At 69.2% G+C, this 25,868-nt stretch carries 27 protein-coding genes and 1 pseudogene; 16 read left to right on the top strand and 12 right to left on the bottom strand.

Annotated elements, in window-relative coordinates; all coding sequences use genetic code 11:
- Positions 1-58: 58 nt before the first annotated feature.
- Together SJY26_RS15520 and SJY26_RS15515 are read right to left on the bottom strand one after the other, a co-directional pair.
- Positions 59-907: a general secretion pathway protein GspK gene (locus SJY26_RS15520; RefSeq protein WP_396593883.1), complete on the bottom strand. Its 849-nt coding sequence runs from the start codon at positions 905-907 to the stop codon at positions 59-61.
- On the bottom strand, positions 904-1,605 hold the full coding sequence (locus SJY26_RS15515) for a type II secretion system protein J (protein WP_396593882.1): 702 nt from the start codon (positions 1,603-1,605) through the stop codon (positions 904-906). Before SJY26_RS15515 ends, SJY26_RS15520 begins: the two co-directional genes overlap by 4 nt.
- Between SJY26_RS15515 and SJY26_RS15510 the strand changes: the two genes are divergently transcribed.
- The gene (locus SJY26_RS15510) at positions 1,551-2,309 is read left to right on the top strand and encodes a hypothetical protein (protein ID WP_396593881.1); all 759 of its coding nucleotides are present in this window, start codon (positions 1,551-1,553) and stop codon (positions 2,307-2,309) included. The genes SJY26_RS15515 and SJY26_RS15510 overlap by 55 nt on opposite strands.
- A gap of 199 nt (positions 2,310-2,508) precedes the next feature.
- On the opposite strand, the gene SJY26_RS15505 is transcribed toward SJY26_RS15510, so the two are convergent.
- From SJY26_RS15505 to gspL, 4 genes are read right to left on the bottom strand one after another with little or no spacing between them, the layout of a single operon-like run.
- Positions 2,509-3,732, bottom strand: a complete 1,224-nt coding sequence (locus SJY26_RS15505; protein WP_396593880.1) for a type II secretion system F family protein — start codon at positions 3,730-3,732, stop codon at positions 2,509-2,511.
- Positions 3,732-5,231 (bottom strand): type II secretion system ATPase GspE, encoded by a 1,500-nt coding sequence (gene gspE, locus SJY26_RS15500; protein WP_396593879.1) that lies wholly within the window; start codon positions 5,229-5,231, stop codon positions 3,732-3,734. Before gspE ends, SJY26_RS15505 begins: the two co-directional genes overlap by 1 nt.
- On the bottom strand, positions 5,228-5,719 hold the full coding sequence (gene gspM / locus SJY26_RS15495) for a type II secretion system protein GspM (RefSeq protein ID WP_396593878.1): 492 nt from the start codon (positions 5,717-5,719) through the stop codon (positions 5,228-5,230). Before gspM ends, gspE begins: the two co-directional genes overlap by 4 nt.
- A complete protein-coding gene (gspL, locus tag SJY26_RS15490) occupies positions 5,716-6,849 on the bottom strand; it encodes a type II secretion system protein GspL (RefSeq protein WP_396593877.1) in 1,134 nt (377 codons plus the stop codon). Before gspL ends, gspM begins: the two co-directional genes overlap by 4 nt.
- 101 nt (positions 6,850-6,950) lie before the next feature.
- Between gspL and gspG the strand changes: the two genes are divergently transcribed.
- Genes gspG through gspD form a run of 5 tightly spaced genes read left to right on the top strand, consistent with a single transcriptional unit; the run spans position 6,951 to position 11,215 of the window.
- A complete protein-coding gene (gene gspG, locus SJY26_RS15485; RefSeq protein WP_396595785.1) occupies positions 6,951-7,415 on the top strand; it encodes a type II secretion system major pseudopilin GspG in 465 nt (154 codons plus the stop codon).
- Complete coding sequence (locus tag SJY26_RS15480) at positions 7,415-7,900, top strand: prepilin-type N-terminal cleavage/methylation domain-containing protein (RefSeq protein WP_396593876.1); 486 nt, start codon at positions 7,415-7,417, stop codon at positions 7,898-7,900. Before gspG ends, SJY26_RS15480 begins: the two co-directional genes overlap by 1 nt.
- Positions 7,897-8,265 (top strand): type II secretion system minor pseudopilin GspI, encoded by a 369-nt coding sequence (gene gspI / locus SJY26_RS15475; RefSeq protein ID WP_396593875.1) that lies wholly within the window; start codon positions 7,897-7,899, stop codon positions 8,263-8,265. The genes SJY26_RS15480 and gspI overlap by 4 nt, the downstream gene beginning before the upstream one ends.
- Positions 8,262-9,155 (top strand): type II secretion system protein N, encoded by an 894-nt coding sequence (locus SJY26_RS15470; protein WP_396593874.1) that lies wholly within the window; start codon positions 8,262-8,264, stop codon positions 9,153-9,155. The genes gspI and SJY26_RS15470 overlap by 4 nt, the downstream gene beginning before the upstream one ends.
- Positions 9,152-11,215, top strand: a complete 2,064-nt coding sequence (gene gspD, locus SJY26_RS15465) for a type II secretion system secretin GspD (RefSeq protein ID WP_396593873.1) — start codon at positions 9,152-9,154, stop codon at positions 11,213-11,215. Before SJY26_RS15470 ends, gspD begins: the two co-directional genes overlap by 4 nt.
- Positions 11,216-11,249: 34 nt before the next feature.
- Here the strand turns inward: gspD and SJY26_RS15460 are convergent, their stop codons facing one another.
- Positions 11,250-11,948, bottom strand: coding sequence for a hypothetical protein (locus SJY26_RS15460; protein WP_396593872.1), 699 nt, complete (start codon positions 11,946-11,948; stop codon positions 11,250-11,252).
- Positions 11,949-12,078: 130 nt separating this feature from the next.
- Here SJY26_RS15460 and mntR point away from each other — a divergent pair, with 130 nt between their 5' ends.
- Complete coding sequence (gene mntR, locus SJY26_RS15455; protein WP_396593871.1) at positions 12,079-12,513, top strand: manganese-binding transcriptional regulator MntR; 435 nt, start codon at positions 12,079-12,081, stop codon at positions 12,511-12,513.
- 18 nt (positions 12,514-12,531) lie between these two features.
- Here mntR and SJY26_RS15450 read toward each other — a convergent pair whose 3' ends face one another.
- Positions 12,532-13,473 carry an Hsp33 family molecular chaperone gene (locus SJY26_RS15450; protein WP_396593870.1) on the bottom strand — a complete coding sequence of 314 codons (942 nt, stop codon included), beginning with the start codon at positions 13,471-13,473 and terminating at the stop codon, positions 12,532-12,534.
- Positions 13,474-13,634: 161 nt separating this feature from the next.
- Between SJY26_RS15450 and SJY26_RS15445 the strand changes: the two genes are divergently transcribed.
- From SJY26_RS15445 to SJY26_RS15410, 8 genes and pseudogenes are all read left to right on the top strand, one after another.
- On the top strand, positions 13,635-15,080 hold the full coding sequence (locus SJY26_RS15445) for an SDR family oxidoreductase (protein WP_396593869.1): 1,446 nt from the start codon (positions 13,635-13,637) through the stop codon (positions 15,078-15,080).
- A gap of 51 nt (positions 15,081-15,131) precedes the next feature.
- Positions 15,132-15,659: pseudogene (locus SJY26_RS15440) on the top strand (HAD family hydrolase); the annotation flags it as partial.
- 135 nt (positions 15,660-15,794) lie between these two features.
- Positions 15,795-17,024 (top strand): phosphoglycerate dehydrogenase, encoded by a 1,230-nt coding sequence (gene serA / locus SJY26_RS15435; protein WP_396595784.1) that lies wholly within the window; start codon positions 15,795-15,797, stop codon positions 17,022-17,024.
- Between the two features lie 90 nt (positions 17,025-17,114).
- Positions 17,115-18,935, top strand: a complete 1,821-nt coding sequence (locus SJY26_RS15430; RefSeq protein ID WP_396593868.1) for an SGNH/GDSL hydrolase family protein — start codon at positions 17,115-17,117, stop codon at positions 18,933-18,935.
- A gap of 209 nt (positions 18,936-19,144) precedes the next feature.
- Positions 19,145-19,765, top strand: coding sequence for a M23 family metallopeptidase (locus SJY26_RS15425; RefSeq protein WP_396593867.1), 621 nt, complete (start codon positions 19,145-19,147; stop codon positions 19,763-19,765).
- 82 nt (positions 19,766-19,847) lie between these two features.
- The gene (locus SJY26_RS15420; protein WP_396593866.1) at positions 19,848-20,813 is read left to right on the top strand and encodes an ABC transporter ATP-binding protein; all 966 of its coding nucleotides are present in this window, start codon (positions 19,848-19,850) and stop codon (positions 20,811-20,813) included.
- Positions 20,810-21,715, top strand: a complete 906-nt coding sequence (locus SJY26_RS15415; RefSeq protein ID WP_396593865.1) for an ABC transporter permease — start codon at positions 20,810-20,812, stop codon at positions 21,713-21,715. Before SJY26_RS15420 ends, SJY26_RS15415 begins: the two co-directional genes overlap by 4 nt.
- Before the next feature lie 44 nt (positions 21,716-21,759).
- On the top strand, positions 21,760-22,182 hold the full coding sequence (locus SJY26_RS15410) for an ABC transporter permease (protein ID WP_396593864.1): 423 nt from the start codon (positions 21,760-21,762) through the stop codon (positions 22,180-22,182).
- 3 nt (positions 22,183-22,185) lie between these two features.
- Here the strand turns inward: SJY26_RS15410 and SJY26_RS15405 are convergent, their stop codons facing one another.
- Together SJY26_RS15405 and SJY26_RS15400 are read right to left on the bottom strand one after the other, a co-directional pair.
- Positions 22,186-23,628, bottom strand: coding sequence for a hypothetical protein (locus tag SJY26_RS15405; RefSeq protein ID WP_396593863.1), 1,443 nt, complete (start codon positions 23,626-23,628; stop codon positions 22,186-22,188).
- An 83-nt stretch (positions 23,629-23,711) separates the two neighbouring features.
- Positions 23,712-24,698 (bottom strand): helix-turn-helix transcriptional regulator, encoded by a 987-nt coding sequence (locus tag SJY26_RS15400; RefSeq protein ID WP_396593862.1) that lies wholly within the window; start codon positions 24,696-24,698, stop codon positions 23,712-23,714.
- Between the two features lie 91 nt (positions 24,699-24,789).
- On the opposite strand from SJY26_RS15400, the gene SJY26_RS15395 reads away from it, so the two are divergent.
- Positions 24,790-25,020 (top strand): hypothetical protein, encoded by a 231-nt coding sequence (locus tag SJY26_RS15395; protein ID WP_396593861.1) that lies wholly within the window; start codon positions 24,790-24,792, stop codon positions 25,018-25,020.
- On the opposite strand, the gene SJY26_RS15390 is transcribed toward SJY26_RS15395, so the two are convergent.
- Complete coding sequence (locus SJY26_RS15390; RefSeq protein ID WP_396593860.1) at positions 25,021-25,440, bottom strand: DUF1801 domain-containing protein; 420 nt, start codon at positions 25,438-25,440, stop codon at positions 25,021-25,023.
- Entirely contained in the window at positions 25,440-25,865 is a 426-nt protein-coding gene (locus tag SJY26_RS15385; protein ID WP_396593859.1) for a cupin domain-containing protein, read from the bottom strand. The genes SJY26_RS15390 and SJY26_RS15385 overlap by 1 nt, the downstream gene beginning before the upstream one ends.
- Positions 25,866-25,868: the final 3 nt, after the last annotated feature.

The raw sequence follows: 25,868 nt of genomic DNA, 5'->3' as shown, positions 1-25,868 counted from the left end.
TCGTTCTCTCCTGGACGAAACCTTGGGGCCGGCGTCGGAAACGACACCGGCCCTGTCTTTATCCGGCGGTGCGGCGTCGACCGGTGACCACCACATCGACGGTGCCGGGTGCCCGGAGGCGGGCGAGACGGCTATCCAGCACCTGGGTGACGTCGCCCACGGTGACGGTGGTGATGACGCGGTAGTGGTCGGAGGTGTAGCCGGCCCCAGGCAGGCTGGCGGCCCCGGCGGCGGCAACGTCGCCCGGCAGCAGATAGCCCTGCGCCGACCGCTGCTCCAACAGCGCCTGCGCCACCTCGGGGTCGTTGGTCATGAGGGCCAGCAGAGACGGGTTGACGGTGTTCAGATTGACCCCGGCCCGCGGGGGCAGCAGCGTCACATAGGGCAACAGGCGGTCGAGGTCCGCGCGCGGGACGCCGGCGGCGCGGATCAGGCTGTCGTCGGTCAGGGGTCCGGCGACGCGGACCACAGTGGCAATGCGGATCAGGGAGGCGGGATCGACTTCCAGCGCCGCGCCGATGCGCTGGAACAGGTCGATCGGCCCGGCGTCTCCGGTCTGCAGGGCGTTGAGGTTGAAGTGCGCCTGCTCGTCCTCAATGGCGAGTGCGAAGCGGCCGTTCGGGACGGCAATGTCCTGCTGGGACAGTGCGGCCCAGGGCTCGGTGAGATTATCGGTGGCGGCGGCGGTCAGGGCGTCGCGACGCAGGGCGGTGATGGCGGACAGCTCTCCGGCGCGGGCATAGGCCGAGGCCTGGGCGGCGTCGCGCAGCCGGGTCGAGCGCTGGACCTCGATGTCCTGGGTCGAGATCATGATCAGGACCGCGACACTGGCGACGGCCAGGACCAGCAGGACGTTGAGCAGGATCATGCCCTCGCGGCGGAGTCGGGACGTTGTTGGGCGGCTCATGGGGCGGGGACCGGTGGGGGCGGATCCATCAGGGGGATGGAGGCGACCCGGCGCAGGGTGGTGCCGGGACGGCCGTCGAGGCCCGACAGGGTCATGTCCAGCGCCACAGCAGTGATCCCCTCATCGGGTCGCGGCACGGACGGGTCGGCACCGGGGGCCGGGGGCGGGGCGATGACCGGCGGACCGGGCCAGTCGCTGAGCCAGTCGCCCCGGCGGCGGTGGAAGGTCCAGCGAACGACAGAGACGTTGTCGATCAGGGTCTGGGTCCGCTCTCCGGCTGGCCCCGCAACGGTGCGCGTCAGGGTCGTGCCGGCCAGATCATAGCGGACATTGACGACCGCCCCCGACAGGTCGGTCTTCTGCAGCGACAGGGTGGGGCCGCTGCCCGCCAGACCGCCGGTGATCTGGTCGAGGTCGGAAGACACCACCAGCAGGGCCCGCTGGATTTCGGCCATCCGGGCCATGCGGGAACCGGTCGCATCCTGGGTGCGCAGGACCCCGTCCAGCAGGGTGAACCCCGCCACGCCGATCAGGGCGAACAGGGCCAGGGCGACCAGCACCTCGATGAGGGTGAAACCTTCGCGCCGTCGCTTTGCTTTGGGGTGCGGCGTGGTATCTGCGCCGGGAAGCCGGAGAGACGCCCATGCTGAAGGTCTGGAGAACACGCGAGGGCGAGAGCGGTCGGGCAGGTGGCGCATTTCAGTTCGAGCGGCTGACGGTCAAGGTGACCCGCTGGCGCGTGGTGCTGGCGGCCGTGGGGGTCGGGACGTATGCGCTGGCGCTGATCGTCATGGCACCGTCCGAGATTGTGGTGCCGCGCTCGTCCAATGGCGAGCGGCAGGCGGTGGGGACAGTCTGGGCCGGGGAACGGGCGCTGCCGGGCGGGTTTGCGGCCGGATGGACGCTGGAGCCCCTGTCGTCGCTGGTGAACCTGTCGGTGGCCGAGCGGCTGGCCCTGCGTGGGCCCGACACGGCGCTGACGGGCCAGGCGCTGGTCCGGCCGGGCCGGGTTCTGGTGCGCGATCTGGAGGGGACGGCCTCGCTGCGCCTGCTGAACGCCTTCGCACCGGGTTTGCCATTCGCCTGTTCACCGGTAGTGCGGGTCGACGTCGCGCGGCTGTCGGTGCGGGGCGCGCCGGAGGGTGTTGGGGGGCTGACCACGACTCCGGGCGACTGCGCGCCTACGGGCGGCGGGGCGGCGACGCCGATCCCGGCGCTGGACGGGGCAGTCACGGCCGATGGCGCGGCGACGAGCGTGACCGTGACGCGGGCCGGATCGGGCGAGGCGGTGATGCGGGCGCGGGTGGAGGCGGACGGCGGGCTGACGGCCTCGGTCGAGGCGGGCGGCGTCGGCCTCCTGCCGGGCATCGGCGCGCCGGTGTCAATCGAGACCAGCCTGTAGGCAAGTAGCCCTTCCCCCGCTTGCGGGGGAAAGCGGTCCGTCTTCGACCCCGGACTTGATCCGGGGGAGAACAGGACCGATGGGGGGCTTTTCCTGCGGACGTCAGGGCGTCGCCCTTCCCCCATCGTCATGCGTGTCGCTGCGCTCCACGACATGACACTTCCCCCATGAAGGATGGGGGCAGGGCTGCGACGACGGCTCACAACCCCGCCAGATTGTTCAGGTTCACGATCGGCAGCAGGATCGCCAGCACCATCAGCAAAACGATGCCGCCCATCACCAACAGGACGCCGGGCTCGACGAGGGAGACGAGGGCCTGGACGAGGCTGTCGAGCTCCTGCTCCAGATCCTGGGCGGCGCGTTCGAGGCCGTGGCCCAGTTTGCCGGACTGTTCGCCGGCCGCGACGATGGCCAGCAGCAGGGGCGGAAAGACGTCGGCCTCGGCCATGGCGCGGCGCAGGGAACTGCCCTCGCGGACCCGGGCCGCGACCAGCAGGGCGCGCTCGCGGGCATAGCGGTTGGGAGTGACGGCGGCGGAGGCCTGCAGCGCTTCCACAAGCGGCACGTCGGAGCGGACGAGGGTGGCCAGGGACCCCGCGAACCGGGCCGCGTTCAGATGGCGGGTGAAGCCGGAGAAGGGCGGGGTCTTCAGCAGGAACTCGGCGAAGCGGCGGCCATTGGCGGGCACGGCCAGCCAGCGGTTCCAGCCGAGACCGGCGATCGCCGCCGCGATCAGCACATAGACGCCGAACGCCTGAACAAAGTCGGACAGGGCGATCAGGGCCCGGGTCAGGAAGGGCAGGGCGGCACCACGCGAGACGAACACCTTCACAATGTCCGGCACGACATAGACCATCATCAGGGTGATCATCAGCAGCGACACCCCGGCCAGAAGAGCGGGATACAGCAGGGCCAGCTGGACCTTGCGCCGGGCCTTTTCCTGATTGCCGACGAACTCGGTCAGGTGGGCGAGGACCGTGGACAGCTTGCCCGACTGTTCGCCGGCGGCGATGGAGGCACGGTAGAATTCGGGGAAGACCTTGGGATGGCGAGCGAGCGCCGAGGCGAAGCTGCGGCCCTCAAGGATGGCGGCGCGGACGTCGGTCAGGACGACGCCGATCGGCTGGCCCTCGGTCTGCTGGGCGGCGATACGGAGCGCCTCCTCAATGCGGATGTCCGAGCCGATCAGGGTCGAGAGCTGGCGGGTCACGGCCGACAGGGTCTTGGAGCTGATGCCCCGCTGGAAGATGACGATGCCTTTCGACAGGTCGGTCTTGCGACGCTCACCCGAGAGGGCGACGCTGACGGGCAGCAGTCCCCGGTCGCGGACCAGCTGGCGCGCCCCGACGTCCGAGGCGGCCTCGATCGTGCCCTTGTGGGGCTTGCCCTCGGCGTCGACGGCCTGCCAGGCGAAGACCGGCATCAGACGTCCTCGCGCACCACGCGCGCGACCTCCTGCACCGAGGTCTCGCCGGCCATGGCCTTGGCGGCCCCGTCCTCCAGCAGGCCCGGGCCGCGTTGGCGGGCGAGGCGGATCAGATCGGCCTCGGCGACACCGTCGTGGATGGCCTGCTGCATCTCGCCGTCGATCTCGATGACCTCATAGACGCCGAGCCGGCCCTTGTAGCCCTCGCCCCGGCATTCGGGGCAGCCAACGGGGCGGAAGATACGGGCCCCGACCGGGATCACGCCGCCGGTCATCTCGGTGTCGGCCGGGGTGGCCTCGGCGGGCGACTTGCAGTGGGGGCAGAGGCGGCGGACCAGACGCTGGGCGATCAGTCCCGACAGCATGGGGGCCAGCAGATAGCGTTCCACCCCCATGTCGATCAGCCGGGTGACGCTACCGACCGCCGTATTGGTGTGGAGCGTCGACAGCATCAGGTGGCCGGTCATGGAGGCGCGGACAGCCACCTCGGCCGTCTCGTGGTCGCGGATCTCGCCGACCATGATGACGTCGGGGTCCTGACGCAGGATGGCGCGGAGGCCCCTCGCGAAGGTCAGGTCGATCCGGGCATTGACCTGCATCTGGCCGATGCCGTCCAGAGCGTATTCGATCGGGTCCTCGACCGTCATGATGTTGCGGCGACGGTCGTTCAGCCGGGTCAGGGCGGAATAGAGTGTGGTGGTCTTGCCCGAGCCGGTCGGGCCTGTGACGAGGATCACGCCGTGCGGGCGGGTGATCATCCGTTCGAAGGTCTCGAGGTCGCGATCGCTCATGCCCAGCTGGGCCAGGTCGAGGCTGGTCGAGCCCCGGTCCAGCAGGCGCAGCACGACCCGCTCGCCGTGCTGGGACGGGATGGTCGAGACGCGGACGTCGACGTCCAGTCCGCCGATGCGCAGGGTGACGCGGCCGTCGTGGGGCACGCGCTTCTCGGCGATGTCGAGCCTGGCCATGACCTTGATCCGGCTGACCAGCAGGGGGGCCAGCGCCCGGGCGGGCTCCAGCACCTCGCGAAGCACGCCGTCGATGCGGAAGCGGACGATCAGCCGCTTTTCCTCGGCCTCGATATGGATGTCGGAGGCCCCGTCGCGGATGGCCTGGAGCAGCAGGGCGTTGATCAGGCGGACAACGGGCGCGTCATCACGGCTGTCCAGCAGGTCATCGACGGCGGCGGCGTCCTCCGCGAGGGCGGCGAGATCGTCCTCGGAGGCGGCATAGTCGGCGGCGGGGGTGGCCTCGCTGCCGGTCTGTTCGCGCAGGACGGCGTCGAACCGGTCATCGTCAACGGCCTCGAAGGCGATGTCGCCCCCGTTGACGCGGCGGACCTCCAGCAGGGTCTCGAGGGTGGCCGAGCGGCGGTGCAGGCAGACCGGCCGGTCGCCGCTGCGCAGGATCATCGCTCCACGCCGGCGGGCGAAACCGTAGGCCAGGGCGGGAGCCGCCGCCGGCGGGGCGGGGATGTGATCTTCGGCGAGGCTCATGGGCGGGCAACGCTCAGGGACGCATTGACGACGCCGGGCTGGGCCCCACGTTCGATCCGGACCGAGGACAGGACGGCACCTGAGGCCTCGAGGGCGGCCAGCCACGCGACGACGCTCTCATAGCGGGCCCCGGTCACCGCGACGGCAACGTTGTGCCCGTCGGCCGTGACGGTCGGGGTGATGCCGAAGGGGGCAGACTGGGCCGGGAGGGCCGTTTCCAGTGGGCCGGTCAGGGGCTGGACCACGGGGCCGATGGTTCCGGCGCTGCGGACCCGGACCATCAGGGTCTCATAGGCGGCGATGCGGCTGACCGCCGTGGCCCGGGCATCCAGCAGGGGTTGCAGGATCAGCAGCCACAGACCGGCGACGATCACGAGGCCGCCGAGTACCGCCAGCAGGATCTGCTCGCGCCGCGACCGGCCCGCCATCCAGCTGGAAGCGGCGGCGAAGGCGGGGGGCGCGCGGTCCAGAAGGACGGGGGGCTTCATCGGGCACCTGCCGGGGTGATGCGCAGGGTGGCGTTCAGACCGTTGGTCGCGCGGGCGGGATCGACAGCGGTGGGGGCCCCGGTGGCCCCGAGGCCCGCGCCCGCAAGGGCGGCCACGGCGCGGTCCAGGGTCGCGGCGTCCGAGACGGCCACGGTCAGGTCCAGTGCGCCGGGCACCCAGGCGACGGTGTTGAAGGCGACGGCTCCGGCACCGGGCAGGGCCCCGGACGTCTGGGCCAGCAGCCGGGTGAAGGGACGCGTCCCGCCACCGGCCGACGGCAGGATCTGGTCGGCCACGGCCACCGGATCATCGGTGAGGGCGATCTGTGGGGCGACGGACTGGATCAGGGTCCGGGCCTCGGCCTCCTTGCGGTCGGCCATCCGGTCCAGCAGCAGGGTATCGGTGGCGAGGATGGCGATATGGGCGAAGACGCCCAGGCCGGCGACGAGGGCCAGGGTCCGCATCGGCGAGGCGCTGGCCGACCGGGTCGCGGCATAGGGGCCCTGACACAGGTCCAGCGGCGACAGGACAGCGGTCGCGTGACCCAATCCATCCAGCAGCGCGGTCTCGGCGGCGATGCCCTCGGCGAACACCGCGGGCAGGGGCGCACCCAGAGGGACCAGACGGGGGCGGTCGGCCGCGCGCCAGGCCGTCTCCAGCATGGCGACCGGGAGGGCGAATCCAGCCCCGTTGTCGGTGCGGACCAACGCGCGGTCCCCGTCAGTGCGGATCGCCCAGACCCCGGGCGACGGCATGGGCAGGGTCAGGGCGTCGGGCACCAGACTCGCGGGGCCCAGATCGGCTGCGGCCAGCAGCGCGAGCCAGGATTGCATCCGGGCGTGTCGCACGACCCCGGCGATATGGCGTCGGGGGGCGACCTCCAGACCCAGGGCGAAATGCAGGGTGGCCAACGGCTCGGCTACGGCATCCTCCACCGCATACGGAAGATTGGTCAGGCGTTGGGCTCGGGTGGGAAAGGGCAGGTCGACCGTCAGGGTCAGGACATCTTCCGAGGGCACCAGAACCGTCGTCGGGCCATCCCATGATCGATCGACTGCGATGACTTTGTCATCAACGATGCGCCATAAGCCCCTACTTGGAAGGTTCGATCTGGCGGGTCGACCGAGCATCGGCGGAACTCAAAGAGAATGGCGTGGTCGCGAGGATCGCTCCGGTCTATAGCAGCGAAAACAAGCCTGTCGCCACTGCTTCGCCGGTGAGAAAAAGTGTCATGAGTACTTTGTCAAAACGTCACAATCGTCGTTTTCGTCTTGTAACGCGGCGTCCGGGGCTCACCTTGGTCGAGATGATCGTCGTTCTGGCGATCATCGCGGTGGTGGCCGTCCTGATCGTTCCGAACGTCATCGGGCGGCCGGATCAGGCCCGGGTGACGGTTGCGAAAACCGACCTGAAGACGATTGCGACAGCGCTGCGGGTCTATCGGCTGGACAATGGCGACTACCCGACGACCGCGCAGGGGCTGCAGGCACTGGTGGAGAAGCCGACCAGTCCGCCTGAGCCGACGTCGTGGGCCCCGGACGGCTATCTGCCGGAGCTGCCGACCGATCCTTGGGGCAACGCCTATGTGTATCGCAGCCCGGGTCTGACCGGGGCCTATGACCTGCTGTCGTACGGCAAGGACGGGGCCGAGGGCGGCGAGGATCTGGACGCTGACCTGAGCGACAGGACGCGGTGATGCCGGGTCCGGGGGGACATAGCCGCCGGGCCCGCCGCGAAGGGATGACGCTGGTCGAAATCCTTGTGGTGCTGACGATCGTGGCGGTGATGGCCGGGGTCGTGACCCTGGGCGTGGGCCTGGGCGATCGCGGACTGGGGGTCGAGAGCGAGGCCAACCGTCTGGCCGACCGGCTGCGGCTGGCGGCGGATGATGTGCTGGTGACGCGCAGGCCGCTGGCGCTGGCGTTTGACGGTGAGGGTTACGGCTTTGTGCGGGGCGGGGATCAGGCTGCCGGGGTGATTGATGCCCTCGCCGAACGGCACCGGCTGCCGGCCGGCGTGCGGCTGGTGGGGCTGGGCGTGTCCTCGCCGTTGGTGATCGATCCGGACGGTGCAGTACCGCCTGCGGCCTTCGGTCTGGCGAAGGGTGACCGGCGCTGGCGGGTCGAGTTCGACGGGCTGAATGCGGTTGCGGTTCCGGTTGCACCGGAGGCGGCGTCGTGAGGCGGGACGGCTATTCCCTGATGGAGGCGCTGGTCGCCCTGTTCATCCTGGCCATCGCGGCTGTGGGTCTGACCCGCGCGACCCAGACCCATGTCGACGGGGTGCGCGGGCTGGAGCAGCGGGTGATCGCCCAGTGGGTGGCGGAGAACCGGCTGGTGGAACTGAATCTGGAGGGGCCGGCCGCGGGCCCCGATGTCTCGACCGTACGGATGATGGATCGGGACTGGTTGGTGCAGGTGGCGCGACGCACGACGGACGATCCGGACTTGGTCGCGGTGGACGTGTCGGTCAGCCCCGCCGGGTCGAGGGCGCAGACCGTGTCGCTGTCGGGCTTCGTCGATCGGCAGGCGGGAGGCACCGCATGACCCCGGATCGCAGGGACGAACTGGCGCTGCGGGTCGTCAGCGTCGTCGTGGTCGGTTCGCTGGCTGCGGCGCTGGCGGGGCTGACGTGGCGGCTGACGGGCTGGGATGACGGGCGGTCCGAGGTGGCTGTCGCGGAATCCTTGCCGCCATTGGGCACCAAGGGCGCTGCGGGAGCCGGGCCCGACGCGGATGTGGCGCGCATCACTGGCCTCGCGCCGTTCGGCGGTGGAGCGGCGGGATCCGATGGTCTGCCCGCCTCGAGTTCGGGGCTGGTGCTGAAGGGCGTGCTGATGGCGGTTCCGGCCACGGCCTCGACCGCCCTGATCGCGGTCGGGGAGGGGCCAGCGGCCCTCTATGGCGTGGGTCAGGGGGTAGCCGACGCCGTGATCGAGGCGATCGCCATGGATCATGTGATCGTGGTCGTGGGGGGCGTCCGCCAAAGGCTGGACTTCCCGGCCCCGGTGCCGGGCGTGGCCCCGCCGCCGTCCTCCACGCCCGGCGCGGGGATCACCGTCGCGCCGGCAAGGCCCCCGCCGGTGTCGATGCCGGTCCCGCCGCCTTCGCCTCCGCCGGTAGCGCCGACATCGGCCGGTCCGGGAGGGGCTGTGCCCGCACCCGCACCCGCCGCAGCCGTTTCGCCCGGTTCACTCGGCGTGACAGCGGGGGCGGCCGGCTATCGCGTCGGGGACAATCCCTCGCCCGAGCTGCGTCGCTTCGGCCTGCAGCCCGGTGATATCATCGAGACCCTGAACGGCCAGGCCGTCGGCAATGCCGCGACCGACCAGCAGTTGTTCGAACGCGCCCGGTCGGCCGGCCAGGCGCGTGTGGTGGTGGTCCGTGACGGCCGCCGCCTGACCCTCAACTTTCCCCTTCCCAGGAGCCCGGCGTGACCAAGTTTCTCCGCCTGTCCACCACCAGCGTCCTGGCCCTGTCGATGATGATCGGCCCGGGGGCTCCGGGCGTCACCCTGGCCGCCGCGCCGCAGGCCGTGGCCCCGCCGCCCCAAGCCATGCAGGACGTGGTCATCAACATGCGCGGAGCCGACATCAAGGATGTGGCCGAACAGGTCTCGCGCATCACCGGCCGGACGCTGGTGCTGGATCCGCAGGTGCAGGGGCAGGTGAATGTCGTCTCGGCCGAGCCCCTGAGCCGCAACGGCGTGTGGGAGCTGTTCCTGTCGGTGCTACGGACCTCGGGCTATGCGGCCGTGCGCAGCGGCAATGTCTGGCGTGTGGTGCCCCAGGCCTCGGTGGTGCAGGGCGGAGCCTCGGAGACCGGTGCGGCCGTGTCGAACCAGCAGATCGTCACGCGGCTGGTGAGGCTGCGCAACCTGCCCAGCGATCAGGCGGTGCGGGCGCTCCGGCCACTCGTGTCGTCCTTCGGGGCGATCGAGGCCCTGACCGAACCCAACGGCGTGGTCGTGACCGACTATGCAGAGAACATCCGTCGGGTGCAGCAGCTGGCCGCGACGCTCGACCAGGGCGGCGGCACCGCGTTCGACAGCATCGCCCTGCGTCATGCCTCGGCGGTGGATGTGGCGGCCTCGGTCAGCGCCCTGCTGGGCTCGGATGCCGGCGGGCCGCGGGTGACGGCAGACGAGCGGTCCAATGTGCTGCTGATCCGTGGCGACGCCGCCGACCTGGCCCAAGCCCGGTCGATCGTCCAGGCGCTCGATACGCCCGGCGGGGCGACGCCGGTCACGCGGGTCGTGCGGCTGAGGAACTCGGACGCCGAGTCGATCACCGAGATCGTGCGCGGCCTGCTGGGTGGCGAACCCTCGGCGACCAATCCCGTGGCGCGGTCGCTGCGGGGCGACACCGGACTGGCCAGCCTGAGTGCCTCCAACCGGGATACGGCGGCCCAGGCTGTGAGCGCGCTGACGTCATCGGGAGAGGGCGCGGGGGGAGCCATCGGAGCCTCCGCCGCGACGGCGCGGCCGAGCGGCTTCACGCTCGAAGGCGTGACGGTCCAGGCCTCGCCGGAGCTGAACGCCGTGGTCATGCGGGGGCCGCCGGCAACGGTGGACATGCTGGAGGACGTGATCAGCCAGCTGGACCTGCGACGCGCCCAGGTGAAGATCGAGGTCGCGATCGTCGAGATCACCGGTGAGCTGGGCGAGCAGATCGGGGTGCAACTGGGGCTCGGTGGCGCGGTGCCGGATGACGGCGTGATCGGCGGCACGGGCTTCTCCAATGCAGGCAACGACCTGGGTACGGTGTTGACGGCTCTGGGCTATCCGGCCGGGCGGCTGCTGGGCGCGGGACTGTCGCTGGCGGCGGGGTCGGAGGGAGATTTTGGCCTGTTGCTGCAGGCGGTCGGGACCAACAATGCCGCCAACCTGCTGTCGTCGCCCAGTATCACTGTGCTGGACAATGAGGCCGCCGAGATCGTGGTGGGCCAGAACGTGCCCTTCCGGACCGGCAGTTTCGCCACGGATGGCAATTCGACCAACCCGTTCACGACCATCAGCCGCGAGGACGTCGGTCTGACGCTCCGGGTCGTGCCGCGTGTGCATGAGGGCGGGGTGGTCCGGCTGGAGGTTGCCCAGGAGATCTCGTCGCTGGTCACAACTGCGGTGTCAGGGGCGGCCGACCTGATCACCAACCGGCGCAGCCTGCAGACCTCGGCCCTGGCCGATGACGGGGAGACCATCGTTCTGGGTGGGCTGGTCACCGACGACCGCCAGAGCGCCAACAGCCGGGTGCCGGGTCTGGGCAGCCTGCCGGTGGTGGGTGCGGCCTTCCGGTCGCGGCGGGACAGCCAGACGCGGCGAACCCTGTTCATCTTCCTGAAGCCCACCATCCTGCGTGACAGCGCGGCGGTGGCCGCGTCTGCGCAGGAAAGCTACGACCGGCTGAGGGGCAGCGAGCCACTGCGGATCGACCCGCAACGGCCCGAGCCGATCGCCCGCGACCCGCGCCTGCAGCCCGGGATCGACGCGGTCTTCTGAGACCCGCGTCCGGTCTGGTGGACGCGGCCCGGGGTCAGCGTGTGGCGTCGAACCGGGGGATGATCAGATCCGGATCCGGCTGACTCTCGATCACAGGGACGTCGATCCGTTCGCGCCGGTCGGTCAGGCGCAGCACCGGTGCGATCCGCCGTGAGGGTCGATCGGCGGACCGATAGAGCCTCTGAGCGTTCCAGAGGGCCGCAGCACCGGATGCGGCACCGGCGAAAAAGATCAGCAGGGCCGTGGCGGCGCTGTCCCACCAATGGTCCGGGCCCAGCTCATCAAAGACGGGCGCGGCCGTCGCGGCCGGAGTGGCGGGGCCCGCCGAAGCGGGCTCCGGCAGGCGCATCAGCACCCCGCCACGGGCCATCAGCATGGGCACATTCGCGCGCGGGATCAGGGCGTAGGCACCCGGCCCGGTGCGCATGAGAGCAATGTCCTGATCCAGCAGGGCGGTGCCGAAATCCCGCAGCAGCGCCTCGCTGCCGGACCAGCCTTCCGTGCGGAAGCTGACCACGCCGTCCACCGCCGGGTCGACGGTCAGGTCCCGGGCCAGGGCCCCGGCGACGACGTCCTGCGCGGCCTCGTCGGCCGGAGCGTCCGTAAAGCTGAAGACGTAGAACTGCAGCGGCTCGGCGGCGGCCGGCACGACCGGAGCGGCCAGAACCGCCGCCGGGGTGGCGGCTGCAAGCGCCACAAACAGGGCGGCACACAGGGACAGGCGCGATGTCATTGGGGAACCTGATACCATGTCCAGACCGGTCGCCTGTGACAGGACGATGAAATCGTGGCCTGTCCCGGATAGCCGAATAGTCTAGTCTGGATCCAGATCGGGCCTCGCCCGCAGCCATCGGGAGACCGTCTTGGTCCAGGTTCCCGGCGCCGCCCGCCGCGCCGCCGCCTTTCGCCGGATGCGCGACGCCCGCTCAAGCGAGGTTGCGGAGGATTATGTCGAACTGGTCGGGGATCTGATCGCCGAGCATGGCTCCGCTCGCCTGACGGATCTGGCCGACTGTCTGGGGGTGGCTCCTGCGACGGCCGCCAAGGCGCTGCAAAGGCTTCAGCGGGAAGGGCTGGTCGAGACCCGGCCGTATCGCTCGATCACTCTGACGGCCGCGGGTGAAGCCATGGCCGCCGTGTCGCGCGAACGCCACCGGATTGTTCACGACTTTCTCGTGGCCCTGGGGGTGAGCGGCGAGACCGCCGAGGCCGATGCCGAGGGCATCGAGCACCACGTCAGCCCCGAGACCCTGACCCTGTTCGAGCGCCTGACCGAACGGCTGCGCGCCGGCCTGTAGACGAGGGACTCATCTCCGTCAGGACGGCGCGTCCGCGGTGACGGACGCTGGATCCAGGGCGTAGACGCTGGAACAGTATTCGCAGGTCACCCGGATCAGACCGTCGTCCTCAACCATTTCCGCGCGCTCGGCGGCACTGAACGAACCGAGTACCGAGACGATGCGGTCGCTGGAGCAACGGCATACCGCGGCCAGCGCCAGGGGCTGTTCCAGCCGCACGCCGTCCTCGTGGAACAGGCGAAACAGCAGGGTCTGGGGCGATACGGTCGGGTCGATCAGTTCATCGTCACCCAGGGTCTGGAACAGGGCGCGGCTGCGGTCCCAGACCTCGGTGGTCGAGCCACGGCTCTCATCGCCCGCCACCATCTGGATCATGGCCCCGCCGGCCCGCCAGGCCGAACCTGCCTCGGTCGTGACCTGACCCACCGCCAGCCGAACCTTGGTCGGGACCTGTTCGGACTGGGCGAAATAGTGCTCGGCGCACAGCGACAGGCTCTCGCCCTCGATCGGAGTGATCCCCTGATGGCGATCGAAGGCCGGCCCCTGATCCAGGGTCATGATGAAGACCCCTTTGCCCAGCAGGGTCTGGGCCCCCGGTCGGGCGAAACCGGTCGAGGCGGCGGCCACCTCGTCGGCGTCGAACCGGCAATAGCCGCGCAGCGAGCCCGAGGTGTCGTAGTCGGCCACGACATAGCGGACCGGGCCGTCACCCTGGGCCTGGACGATCAGCCGTCCCTCGAACTTCAGCGCCGAGCCGACGAGGGCCGCAAGCGCGCACGCCTCGCCCAGAAGGGCCGCGACCGGTTCCGGATAGTCATGGGCCGACAGGATGGTGTCGATCGTCTGACCCAGCCGGACCAGCCGGCCGCGCACCGGCCAGCCCTCGATCTGGAAGGCCGCGGCGAGATTGTCGTCCGGGGTGGCGGGAGCCAATGCGGGGGTATGCTCGTGATCGGTCACGGCGAAAGTCCTGACGGGGGATCGGGGAAGGGGACAAGATAGGAAACGGGGAGGCTTTTGATAAGGGCTGCCCGGCTCGCGCCACAGTCTGCCCATGCTATCGTTGCGGAACCGGCCCGGGAGCCGGGCCGTTTCCGCCGTGATCCGACGAAAGCCAGACCATGCCTGCCAAGCCCGCCCTGAAGCCCATTTCCCAGCAGACCCTCGTCATCACCGGGGCCACATCGGGGATTGGCCTGTCCACCGCCCGCCGCGCGGCGAAGGCCGGGGCCTGTGTCTTCCTGATCGCCCGGGGGGAGGATGACCTGAAGGCCCTGGTCGAGGAACTTCAGCGCGAAGGGGCCCGCGTGGCCTATGGCGTGGCTGATGTGGGCGATCACGAGGCCCTGTCGGCGGCCGCAGAGAAATGCGCTCGGCTGTTCGGCGGCTTCGACACCTGGATCAACAATGCCGGAGTGTCCATCTACGGGCCAATCCGCGAGACGACGCTGGAGGATCAGCACCGGCTGTTCCAGACCAACTACTGGGGCGTGGTGAACGGCTCCCTGATCGCAGCCGAGCATCTGAGGGGCCGGCCCCACGGCGGCACGATCATCAATGTGGGTTCGGTCCTGGGGGACGCGCCGATTCCCGTGCAGGGTCTGTATTCGGCGTCCAAGCATGCGGTGAAGGGCTTTACCAATGCGTTGCGGATGGAGCTGATGCGGGAACGCTCTCCGGTCGCGGTGAGTCTGGTGAAGCCGGCCGCGATCGACACGCCCTACAACCGTCATGCCCGGAACCTGACAGGCCAGGCCTTCCACAATCCCCAACCCGTCTATGCGACCCATGTGGTGGCGGATGCGGTGCTGTGGTGCGCCACCCATTCCGTGCGGGAAATCACCGTGGGGGCAGGGGGGCGCGTGATCGCCGCCTTCTACGGCCTTCTGCCCGGTCTGGCGGAACCACTCTTCGCGCGGTTCGCTCCTGTGATGATGCGGGACCGGGGTTCCGCCTATCAGCCGTACGAAGACGGACTCTATGACGCGTCCGACGACGGCCTTGAGGAAAAGGTTCACTATCCAATGGTTCGACAGTTCAGCGCGCTCGCAGAAGTCCGCAAACACCCCGGCATCACGGCAGGTACCGTTGCCCTCGTGGCGACCGCGGCCATCGCGACCCTGCTCCTGACCCAACGCACCGGACCGCGCCGCATCGACGCGATCCGGGACCGGATCAATCCGCGGGGCTGGATCGATACCGGTTCGCTCCGGGACCGTATTGACGAGCTGTCGCGCAGCCTCGGCGAGCGGGCCGGCGATCTGGGTGGCCGCGTCGAGGACATCGGCGACGATGCCCGTCATCAGGCGCGCAAGCTGCTGAAGCGCGGCCAGCGCGCCATGTCGGACAAGCAGCGCCGCAAATATGCCCGCGAGGCCCGGCGCTATGCCGAGGACACCGGCCGGTCAGCGCGGCGCTACGCCGGTGAGGCGGGTCAGTATGCCCGCGAGCATGCTCGCGAGGGCGGGGCCCTGCTGGCCGTGGCGACCATCGCCGCCGCGATCGGTGCCGCCGCACTGGAGAGCCGCCGGCCCGACAGCCGCGTCCGCAGGGTCACGGGCCTCTAATACCGGCCACAAAGCCGTTGCTGCATTAGCGAAGGTCGGCGAAAGAGGGGCATGGCCGCCGCTCCGACGCTGATCTTCGATTTTGACTCCACGCTCGTCCGCATCGAGACGCTGGAAGCGCTCGCCGACATCGCCCTGGACGGGCATGAGGACGCGGGACGCATCCGGGCTGAGGTCGCGTCCCTGACGGACCGGGCCATGGCCGGTGAGCTGGATTTCGGCCAGGCGCTCCGTGCGCGGCTGGCCTTGCTGCCCCTGACCCGAAGTCATGTGGAGGCGCTCGCAGACCGCATTCTGGACGAAGGCACGCCTTCGGTTCGGCGCAACCTGCGATTCTTCAACGAGAACGCCAGCAGGATTATCATCCTGTCCGGCGGATTCCGCGAGATCATCGCTCCCGTCGCTGAACGTCTGGGCGTGGCACCGGAGCGGGTGCTGTGCAACGACCTGGTCTACGACGCCGAGGGCCGGGTCACGGGTGTCGATGATGCCAATCCCCTGTCGCATGCGAATGGCAAGCCCGAAGTCATCCGGGCCCTCGGCCTGACCGGGCCGGTGGTGATGGTCGGGGACGGCTGGAACGACGCCGAGGTCAAGCTGGCCGGGGCGGCGGACCGGTTTCACGCCTTCACCGAGATCGCCCGACGCGAGAAGGTCGTCGCTGTGGCCGACAGCGAGGCGCGTTCGATCGACGAACTCCTGCATGCCGAAGGGCTGGCCGGGCGCTGGTCCTATCCGCGCAGCCGGATCCGCATGCTGCTGCTGGAAAACATCCACCCCGCCGCGGTCGAACGGCTGGAGGAGGCGGGCTATTCGGTCGAGACCCTGAAGGGCGCGCTGGACGAGGATGATCTGATCGAGCGGATCAAGGGCGTCCATGTTCTGGGCATCCGCTCCAAGACCAATGTCAGCGAGCGTGTCCTGGCCGAGGCGGACCGGCTGCTGGCCATCGCGGCCTTCTGCATCGGGACCAACCAGATCGATCTGGATGCGGCGGCGGGGCGCGGCGTGGCGGTGTTCAATGCCCCCTATTCCAACACCCGCAGCGTGGTGGAACTGGCCATCGGCCTCACCATCACCCTGATGCGGGACGTGGTCGACAAGTCGGCCGCCATGCACACCGGCCGGTGGAACAAGTCGGCCGAGGGCTCGCGCGAGCTCAGGGGCAAGACGCTGGGGATCGTCGGCTATGGCGCCATCGGGTCGCAGCTGTCGGTGCTGGCCGAGGCCCTGGGGATGCGGGTCCTGTTATATGATCTGTCGGAGCGGCTGGCGCTGGGCAATGCGAAACGGATGCGGTCGCTGGACGCCCTGCTGGCGGAGTCGGATGTGGTGTCCCTGCATGTCGATGGCCGGCGCGAGAACACGAACCTGATCGGGGCGGCCCAGTTCCAGGCGATGAAGCCCGGGACCCTGTTCCTGAACCTGTCGCGGGGCCATGTGGTCGATATCGGGGCCCTGGCCCAGGCGATCGGTTCGGGCCGGGTGGGCGGGGCGGCGCTGGACGTGTTCCCGGAGGAGCCCCGGACCAATGCCGACCCCTTCGACAGTCCGCTGCGGGGCCTGAAGAATGTCATCCTGACGCCGCACATCGGCGGGTCAACCGAGGAGGCGCAGGAAGCCATCGCCGAATTCGCGGCGGAGCGGCTGCTGGGCTATCTGAACCGGGGTGACACCACCTTCTGCGTCAACCTGCCCAATGTGCACCTGACCGAGGTCACGGGCGGCCACCGGATCCTGCACATCCACCGGAACCAGCCCGGCGTTCTGGCCGAGCTGAACCGCGAGCTTTCGGCGGCCGGCCTGAACATCCTGGGCCAGCACCTGAAGACGGATGAGCGCACGGGTTATGTGATTACGGACGTGGATCGCGACTACGATCCGCAGGCATTGCGGGTGCTGAAGGGCCTTGGTGGCACGCTGCGGTTCCGCCTTCTGCACTAGAACCTTCCCCGGCGGCATCTTGCGTCTGTCCACAGACGGCGCAGACTGCTGGTTAACGGCCGCGAAACGGACGGCCGATGGGAGGAAACCATGTCACGCTATCTTCGCGGCGCAGCCCTGGCTGCGCTGACCCTGGCCGCATCTGCGGCCCTCGCCACAACCGCCTCGGCCCAGTCCTACGGCCGTCTTGTCGTGTTCGGCGACAGTCTGAGCGATAACGGAAACCTGTATCTGGCCAGTGGCCGGACCGTTCCATCCTCTCCCCCCTATTTCCAGGGCCGGTTCTCGAACGGCCCGGTTTTCACCGAGCTGCTGGGCTTCACGGCCGCCAACTTCAACGGGCCGGTCACCGGCAGCATCAACTACGCCTATGGCGGTTCGCGCACGGACAATGCGGTCGCCTTCCCGCCCGGCATGCGCCAGCAGCTGACGACCTACACTGCGGCAGGTGGAGCCTTCGGCAGCCAGGACCTGGTGAGTGTCCTCGGCGGGGCCAACAACATCTTCCAGAGCCTTGGAGCCTTCGCGGTCCTGCCACCGGCAGCCCAGGGCAACCCGACCGGCTATATCGCGCCGGTGCTGAACGCGGCGGTCGCCGACATGAATTTCATCGTCGACAGTATCGCCTCGCGCGGTGCGGGGACGGTGCTGGTCACCAATCTGCCCCGTCTGGGCCTGACACCGCAGTTCCGTCCGACCCCGCTTGCCGCCCTGGCCGACTATGCCGGGTCGACGTTCAACAGCGGTCTGCAAACCGCGCTGCTGGCCACCGCGCGCGCCCGTCCCGGCACCAATATCATCCTGTTCGACGTCGCCAAGGTCAGTGACCTGCTGGCGGCCGATCCCGGGCGGTTCGGGTTTACCAACGTGACGCAGTCCTGCTTTACGGGGACCAGCGTCTGCTCCAATCCTGACAGCTATCTGTATTTCGACGGGGTGCATCCGACGGCGGCGGGGCACAGGCTGTTTGCCGCCCTGGCCGACGACTACCTCTACTATGGCGATCGGGCGGCCGGTTCGACCCTGCAGGGCGAGACGGCTTACCGTTACCGCGAGGACGCGCTGGATGCCTCGAGCGCCCGCCTTTCCGGTCGCGACGCCTGGACGTCGGGGACGTCCATTTCGGTTGAGGGACTGTACGACAGCAGTGAGACCGACGCCCGCGGCTCCGTCGGCTCGGCCCGGTCGGACGGTTACGGGGCGCGGATGATGCTGGAGTCGGGCACGGAGACGATGCGGTTCGGCCTTGCCGGCAGCTATCGCAACGCCGAGGTCGAGGCCGGTCCTCTGAGCTTCGAGGTCCAGACCCTCGGTCTTGACGTCTACGGCGGCTGGCGGTCGGACAACCTGTTCCTGAACGTCGCCGCGGGCGCGGCCAGCGATGACTACAACGACATCGACCGGATCAGCAGCCTCGCGCCGCTGGTGCAGACGGCCAGCACGCGGGGCTTCAGCGCCGGGGCCCGGGCTCAGGGTGGCCTGTGGTTCGATATGGGGGGCATCGCCCTGTCGCCCCGGGTGGCCGTGACCTGGGCCAGCTCCGATGTCGACGGGTATGTCGAACAGGGGGCGGCCGCCTCGTATGAGTACCGGGACCGCACCGTACAGGGCGTGACCGGCGAGGTCGCGCTGCGTGCCGAGAGCGAGATGGGTGGCTTCGGCGTGTTCGTCGAGGGCGGCTACCGCGACAGCCTCGACGACAGTTCGGACGCCGTCCGTGTCGGCATCCAGGGCAATCCGGCCCAGGTTCTGTCGCGGGGCTTCGACGATCCCTTCGGTGGGTCGGTTCTGGCTTCGGCCGGCATCCGCGGTGACCTCGGGCCAATCGAGGTGGAAATCGGCTATCGGGGCCGGTTCGGCGACCACGCCGACAGCCATCTGGGCGGGGTGACGCTGACCCTTCCGCTCTAGGGTCACGCCAGAAACTGACAAGGCGCGCCGGTCCCGGGACCGGCGCGCTTTCGTTTGCGGGTTCCGCGCCTGCGACATCCTTTCGCAGGCGGTGCCCCAAAGTCGCCCCATCGAACCGTAGAAGGACGCCTCGCCCCGGGGTGCGCTGCCGGTCAGCGATCTGCACGCCGGGCCTTCCAGGCTCGAACGAGCGCTCCGCCGACGGATGCATGACCCTTTCCCCTCCCTTCCTTCAATCCCTGCTGACCCAGTCCGGACAGACCCTCATCCTTGCCGGTGTGGCGGTCGGGGCCATGGCCATGGCCCCCGCGACGTCCACATCCGGTCCCGGAAGTCCGGAGCTGCCCGAGTCGCCACCGGTGACAGCCGTGGCAGAGCCGGCCGGCCCGATGACACGGCCAATCGTCTTTGAGGAGCCGGTTCGCGGCTTTGCCATCAACTCCCGCTTCGGGATGCGCCGGCTGGGCGGCGAGCGGGGGGCGCGAATGCACAAGGGTGTGGACATCGCCGCCCCGCAGGGCACGGCCGTCTACGCGGCGGCCGAGGGTCGGATCGTCCGGATCGGCCGACAGCCCGACGGGTACGGCAACTTCGTCGAGATGCGTCACCCGAACGGCATGACCACCCTCTACGCCCATCTCAGTCGCATCGACGTCGCATCGGGCGATCGGCTGGCAGGTGGCCAGCGGGTCGGCCTGGTCGGGTCCACCGGCTATTCCACCGGGCCTCATCTGCATTTCGAGGTCCGTCGCGGCGGGGACCAGGTCAATCCGGCCCGGGTCGTGGGAGAGACGTTCCAGGTCGAGGTCGGTTTTCCGGCCGCAGGTTGACCAGACCGCGCCTGTGAACGGGCTTCCCCTGTAAAGCCTCCTTTGCTAACCCTTGGGGGTAGAGGAACCGGGGGGGGCGACCATGGCGGCTTTGACGCTGGACGGCGTGAGCAAACGCTACGGCGACTTTCAGGCCGTGAACGACCTGAGTTTTAAGGTCGAGAAAGGGGCCATTTGCGGCTTTCTGGGGCCCAACGGCGCGGGCAAGACCTCCAGCATCCGGATGATCCTGGGCTTGCAACCGGCGACCAGTGGCCGGATCGAGATCCTCGGAGCCACTGACGGTCGCAAGGTGCGGGACCGCATCGGCTTCCTCCCCGAGGAGCGCGGTCTCTACAAGAAGATGACGCCGGTCGATGCCATCGCCTTCTTCGGCTCGCTGAAGGGGCTGCCGACCGGCGAGGGCCGCCGCCGCGCGCGCGAGATGCTGGAGGCCCAGGAACTCGGGGCATCCCGCAACAAGAAGATGAAGGAGCTGTCCAAGGGGATGGCCCAGAAGGTCCAGCTGATCGCCTCGGTGGTGCACCGGCCGGAGTTCGTGATCCTCGACGAGCCTTTCAGCGGTCTTGATCCGGTGAATCAGCAGGGGTTGGAGACCGTCATCCGGGATCTGGCCGCCAATGGCGCGACCGTGCTGTTCTCGACGCATGTGATGCAGCATGCCGAACGTCTGTGCGATCAGGTCGTCCTGATGGCGCGCGGAAGAAAAGCATTCGACGGGACCGTGGCAGAAGCCCGGGCGACGTCCCGCCGGTTCCTGGAGCTGGAGGGTGAGATCACGGCCGAGGCCGTAGCCGGTCTGCCGGGCGTGACGAGTGTCGAGATCGTCTCTGAACGGGACGGTGTCCGGGTGCTGAAGGGCAGTCTGGCCAGTGGTGCAGGCGGACAGGAAGCGTTGAAGACGGCCTTCCTCAGCGGTCTGGATGTCCGGCGCTTCGAACTGAAGGAGCCGACGCTCCATGATGCCTTCATCTCCCTGACCGGCGATCATCCCGACCAGGACCAGAGCGTCGCCCGTCCTGCAGCATCTCCGGAGCTGGCCCGATGAACCGCGTCCTTCTGATCGCGCGCCGCGAATTCCTTGCCTATGCCCGCACAGTCGGGTTCTGGCTGTCCCTGCTGGCGTTCCCGCTGTTCGCGGTTCTCGGCGGAGCCCTGCCCTTGCTGATGCGGGGGGCTGATCCGGTCCGAGCCGTGGTTCTGATCGAGGAGGGGCCGGAGGCAACCGGACTCGCAGCGGCGGTCCGGGATGCCCTGACCGCCGATGCCGAGCGGCGGGACACCCGCGCTCGCGAGGCGGCGGCTTCGACAGGCGCTCCTCCAGGATCGGCGGAAAGCGCGCTCGCCTCGCTCGGCGGCCCGCGGATGCGTATCAGATCCGCACCTGAGGATCTGGCGACGAGCCAGCCGGGACCGGAGCAGGATGCCCTGCTGCGGCGCTATCTGACGGATGAGACGCCCAAGGACGAGCGGCTGGACGCCGTTGTTTTCCTGAGCCGGGCAGGGGGCGTGCCGAGCGCGCGGGTCTGGGCCGCCCGGGCCACCGACGATACGGTCGAGGATTTTGTTCGGGGTGCCCTGCGGGATGCCAATCGGGACACGGTGCTGGGAGCGGCCGGCATCGATGCCGCCGTTGTGGAGCGCGCCGACGCCTTCCGACCCGAGATCAGCGTCTTCTCACCGCGTTCGGCCAGCGGCGGTGAGGTGTCCTTCCGTGACCGCCTGCCCGGCATCATCGGTCTGGCCTTCAGCTTCATCCTGTGGTCGCTGATCATCACCGGGGCTTCCATCCTGCTGAACAGCGTCATGGAGGAGAAGTCGAACAAGATCCTCGAGGTCCTGCTGTCCTCAGCCTCGGCGACCGAGATCCTGACCGGCAAGGTACTGGGCGTGGCGATGTTGACCCTGTCGGTGCTGATCGTCTGGGGGGAATCGGCGCTGCGGGACTGATTGCCGCCGCGCCTTCGGTTGCGGCCGATGTCGGCGCAGTGCTGATGACGGACGGACTGATCTTCTATTTCGCGGCGTATATCGTGGGCGGCTATCTGATGTACGCGGTGCTGTTCGCCGCGATCGGGGCCTTCTGCGAGACCCCGCGCGATGCCCAGACGCTGATGGGACCGATCATGATGGTGCTCGTGATCCCCATTCTGGTGGTCCAGATGGCGCTGGTGAATCCCGATGCCCCGGTCGTGCGCATCATGTCCTGGATCCCGTTTTTCACGCCCTTCCTGATGAGCGCCCGGGCACCGTCGGGGCCGCCACCGATCGAGATCGCGGGCACCATGGCGGGCATGTTTATCGTGGCCCTGCTGATGGTCTGGTTGGCCGGACGGGCCTTCCGCGCCGGGGCCCTGTCCGACGTCAAACTGAGCTGGAAGAGCTTCGCCGCGGCCATGGGGGGTGGCGGCCGGTAGGTCTCAGTCCGTCAGGACGACCCGGCTGCCGTCCATCCGGAAGGCCACGCCGGTCCGCTCGAACAGGCGGGCGATCTCGCTGGCGGGGTTGTCCGAGCCCTCGTCCAGCATCCGCTCGATGCCGATGCGGAGCGAGGGATCGCGCGACTCCCGGGTCAGTGTGTCCAGCCACTCCTCGCGCGTCAGGACGCCGTCGTCGGCATTGCGCTGCCTGAAGTCTGCCAGAACGTCGAAGAAGTTCCCGCCTGTTCGCTCGCGACGTGCGCCCTCGAGCGCGAGGCTCCAGGCAGCCCCGCAGGCATAGTAGGCCCGGTTGTCCCCGCGCTCGCCTGCACTGGCCACTGGCAGGCCGGTCGCCAACCGGATGCAGTCGTCGACCTCGCGTTGCAGCTCGGCGCGGGCATCCCAGGCCGGATCCAGCACGCCGAGCGCCCGGACGGCCATGAGGTCCGCCCCGCCTTCAGTAATCCAGGCGTCGCGGGAGAACTCGTATTTCAGGCCGTTCGAGCCCAGCCAGAAATGAGCGCTCTCGTGGCCGATGAACCAGCGGGCCCGGGCGAGGGCGGCCGGCTCGGGGTCCAGCACGCCTTCGCCCTCGAAATTCATTGAGATCAGGCCGGGCAGCACGCTTCCGCCCATACTGGACAAGCTACGGGTGGGGCCCGTCCAGCTGACCATCAGCGTCGGCGCAGGGCCGGACTGAGGTCCCATACGGTCCGCATAGTATCGCATGACCCACGGCGTGAAGTCCGCAAGCTGTGCGGCCAGCCAGCCCGGCAGGGCCGGGTCGATCACCGTGGTGACGCCGGGCCGTTCGTCGGTGACGGCTCGGCCGAACAGGACATAGGTGTCCGCGTCGATGGCGGTGACCCGATCAAGCCGCTGACCCTTGAACAGAACCGGCCCGGCCCGATCGCGCCAGGTCACCTCGGCGGGTCCGCTACCGGGGAGATCGACACCATTCAGGTCGAGGGGCAGGGCACGCGCCTGTTCGACAGAAGTCAGCGGGAACAGGTCGAACTGGCCAGAGTACAGCGCCACCGCCCCATCCGAGAATATCAGCGCGGGATCATAGTCGGCTTCGAGGTCTCCGGCCTGCGGGGTCATTCGAAGACGGATGCGACGGGGCAGCGGGGCGCCGTCGGTCGTTCTCAGCACGTCATAGCGGCCCTGCCGGTCCAGAATCACACCGGGCGTCTCGACCGCCCACCACGCCGGGCGCCAGGGTGTGCGTCCCACGCGCAGCAGGGCGGAGCGCTGGAAGGCCCACACCGGTGCGTCGGCGTTCAGGGCAAGGTCGGCGGTCCAGCGGTCGCCGTCGCGCTCGACCAGTACGGCCACGGGGGAGGCGGACGGCTGCGGAGCGATGGCAGGCGCCGAAGGGGGGCCGGCCGCGGCGCAACCGGCAAGAAGGCAAAGGGCAAGGGCGATCGCAGGGGCACGCATGGCTGGCTCCGGTCTGTCCGGACGGTGCCATAGCCTCCGCCCGCCGCTCGATCACGTTAAGGATGGCTCATGAACAGCCATGATCATGGCATCGCATCCAGAGCTCGCCGGGCGGCCGCCAGTTCCCCCGCCATCACGGCCTTCAGCCTGGGTGGGGCGACAATCGTCACCTGTTCGCCCCAGGTGAACAGATGCCAGGCCAGCTCGCGCATGCCCGAGGCGCGGAAGCGGACAATCACGCCCCCGTCAGCCTCATCTTCCAGGGTCTGGGTCGGGTGCCAGCGCCAGCCGCGCGCCTCGGCGGCTCCGGAGGGGGTGACCCGCAGGACCACATCCTCGATCTCGTCCTGATAGATGCCGAAGGACTGGCTGGCGAAGGCGGACAGGTCGAAGCCCGGGGGCGGGGGGGCGAAGCCCGACTGGGCCTCCACCGCGCTCATCCGATCGAGGCGGAAGGTCTGGATCCGGCCGCTCTCCCGGTCGGCCGCGACCAGATAGTTGGCCCGGCCGAACATCACGCCGCACGGCGCGACCGATCGCCGTCGGTCCTCCGCGCCGGGACGGGAATAGGTGAAGCCCAGCGGCGACTGGGCGAGAACCGCACCGCGGATCGTTGCCAGCATGGTTTCGTCGGCTCCGGGTCTTGGGCCGGCCTGGACGGCGATGGTCTCGGCCCGGACGAGGGCTTCGAGATCCGGGGCCAGACGGTTCAGCGTCGTCGAGCGCATGGCCGATTTGAGCTTGCGCTCAAGGCCTTCCAGCGCCGCCGCCCGCCCGGCCTCGCCCGCGGCACGCAGCCCTTGCGCTGCCTTGGTCAGTTCGACCAGTTCGGCCGTCGTCGGGGCCTGTTCAAATGCCGACAGGCCGCCCCGGATGCGCCAGCGCTTGAACGGCCAGTCGGGGACTTCCTCCGCCGCCGGAAACAGCTGCATCACGGCATCACGCATGCGTTCGACGGTTCGCCGACCGAGCCCGAACTCCTGCGCCATCTCGTCCAGCGTGAGGCCCTCGGCAGACGCGGCCATCCGGCGGGCGAGTTCCAGAACGAGCGCTGTCTTGTCGTGCCGCATTTACAGGTCTGCCGCGAATGATACGTCCGCTTCTGACGTATCATCTTCCTATACCGGTCTCATCGGCAAACCCAGAGACCGGAGAGACACCATGGCCCGCGCTTTCGCCCCCACCGCCCGCATCAACGCCAGCCGTTACCTGATCGTCCCCTGCGAGGCCGAGGGATGCAGCGATCTGGCCGTGATCTGGGACCGGCTGGAAGAACAGGTGATCGATGTCATCGATGCCCGGGCCAGCGCGCGTTACTCTGACGAGGACGCCCTGTGGGACGAGGCCCGGGCAGCGGACGCGGCCTTTGACGATCTGCGCATGGCCGCCTGATCAGCCGGGGTAGCGGGCCTTCAGGGTCTGGATCGACAGCCGGGCCAGATCTCGCACCACGTCCGCGTCAACGTCCGACAGGCGGTCCAGATAGACGCAGGCCTGCCCTGTCCGGTGGCGGCCGAGGCGGGCCAGAAGCGCGCTGCGGGCCGGGTCTTCTCCCGCCAGATACAGCACGAGATTGGCCTTTCTCGGAGAGAAGGCGACCAGCGGGGCGTCGCCTTCGCGGCCGCTGTCATAGCGGTAGTGATAGCGGCCGAAGCCGATGATCGACGTCCCCCACATCGTGGCGGGCTCGCCCGAGGCCTCGGCGAGCAGGGCAACGATCGCCTGCGCATCCTCCCGACGCCCGGGATTGTCCACCGAGGCGATAAATTCGTCGACCGACGCGGCCGTCGGTTTTGTCTTCGCGTCTGCCATCACCTTCCTGCCGGTTGCGGCTCCCAGCCTGCGGGGGCCAGTTCAAATCCGGCGAAGTCGAATCCGGGGGACACCGTGCAGCTGACGAGCGTCCAGGTTCCGAGTGGGCGCGCAGCCTGCCAGGCACCGGACTGAACCACCGCCTGGGGACGCTCACCCGCGAGCAGATCATTGCCGAGCACGAGGGTCTGAGCCGCGGTGCCCGCGATCCGCAATTCCAGCGGGGCACCGGCGTGGAAATGCCAGATCTCGGTGGCGTCCACCCGATGCCAGTGGGAGGCCTCGCCCTCTGCGAGGAGGAAGTAGATGGCGGTCCCCACCGAGCGACCCTCGACCGTTCGGGGGTCGCGGAACGTCTCGCGATAATATCCGCCCTCGGGATGGGGCTGGAGGTCCAGCAGGGCGATCACTTCGGCGGCGGTCATCAT

The organism is Brevundimonas sp. R86498, assembly GCF_044598075.1.
Classification (GTDB): domain Bacteria; phylum Pseudomonadota; class Alphaproteobacteria; order Caulobacterales; family Caulobacteraceae; genus Brevundimonas.
Note: the sequence above shows the minus strand (reverse complement) of the source record. Positions and strands in the feature narration are given on the sequence as shown.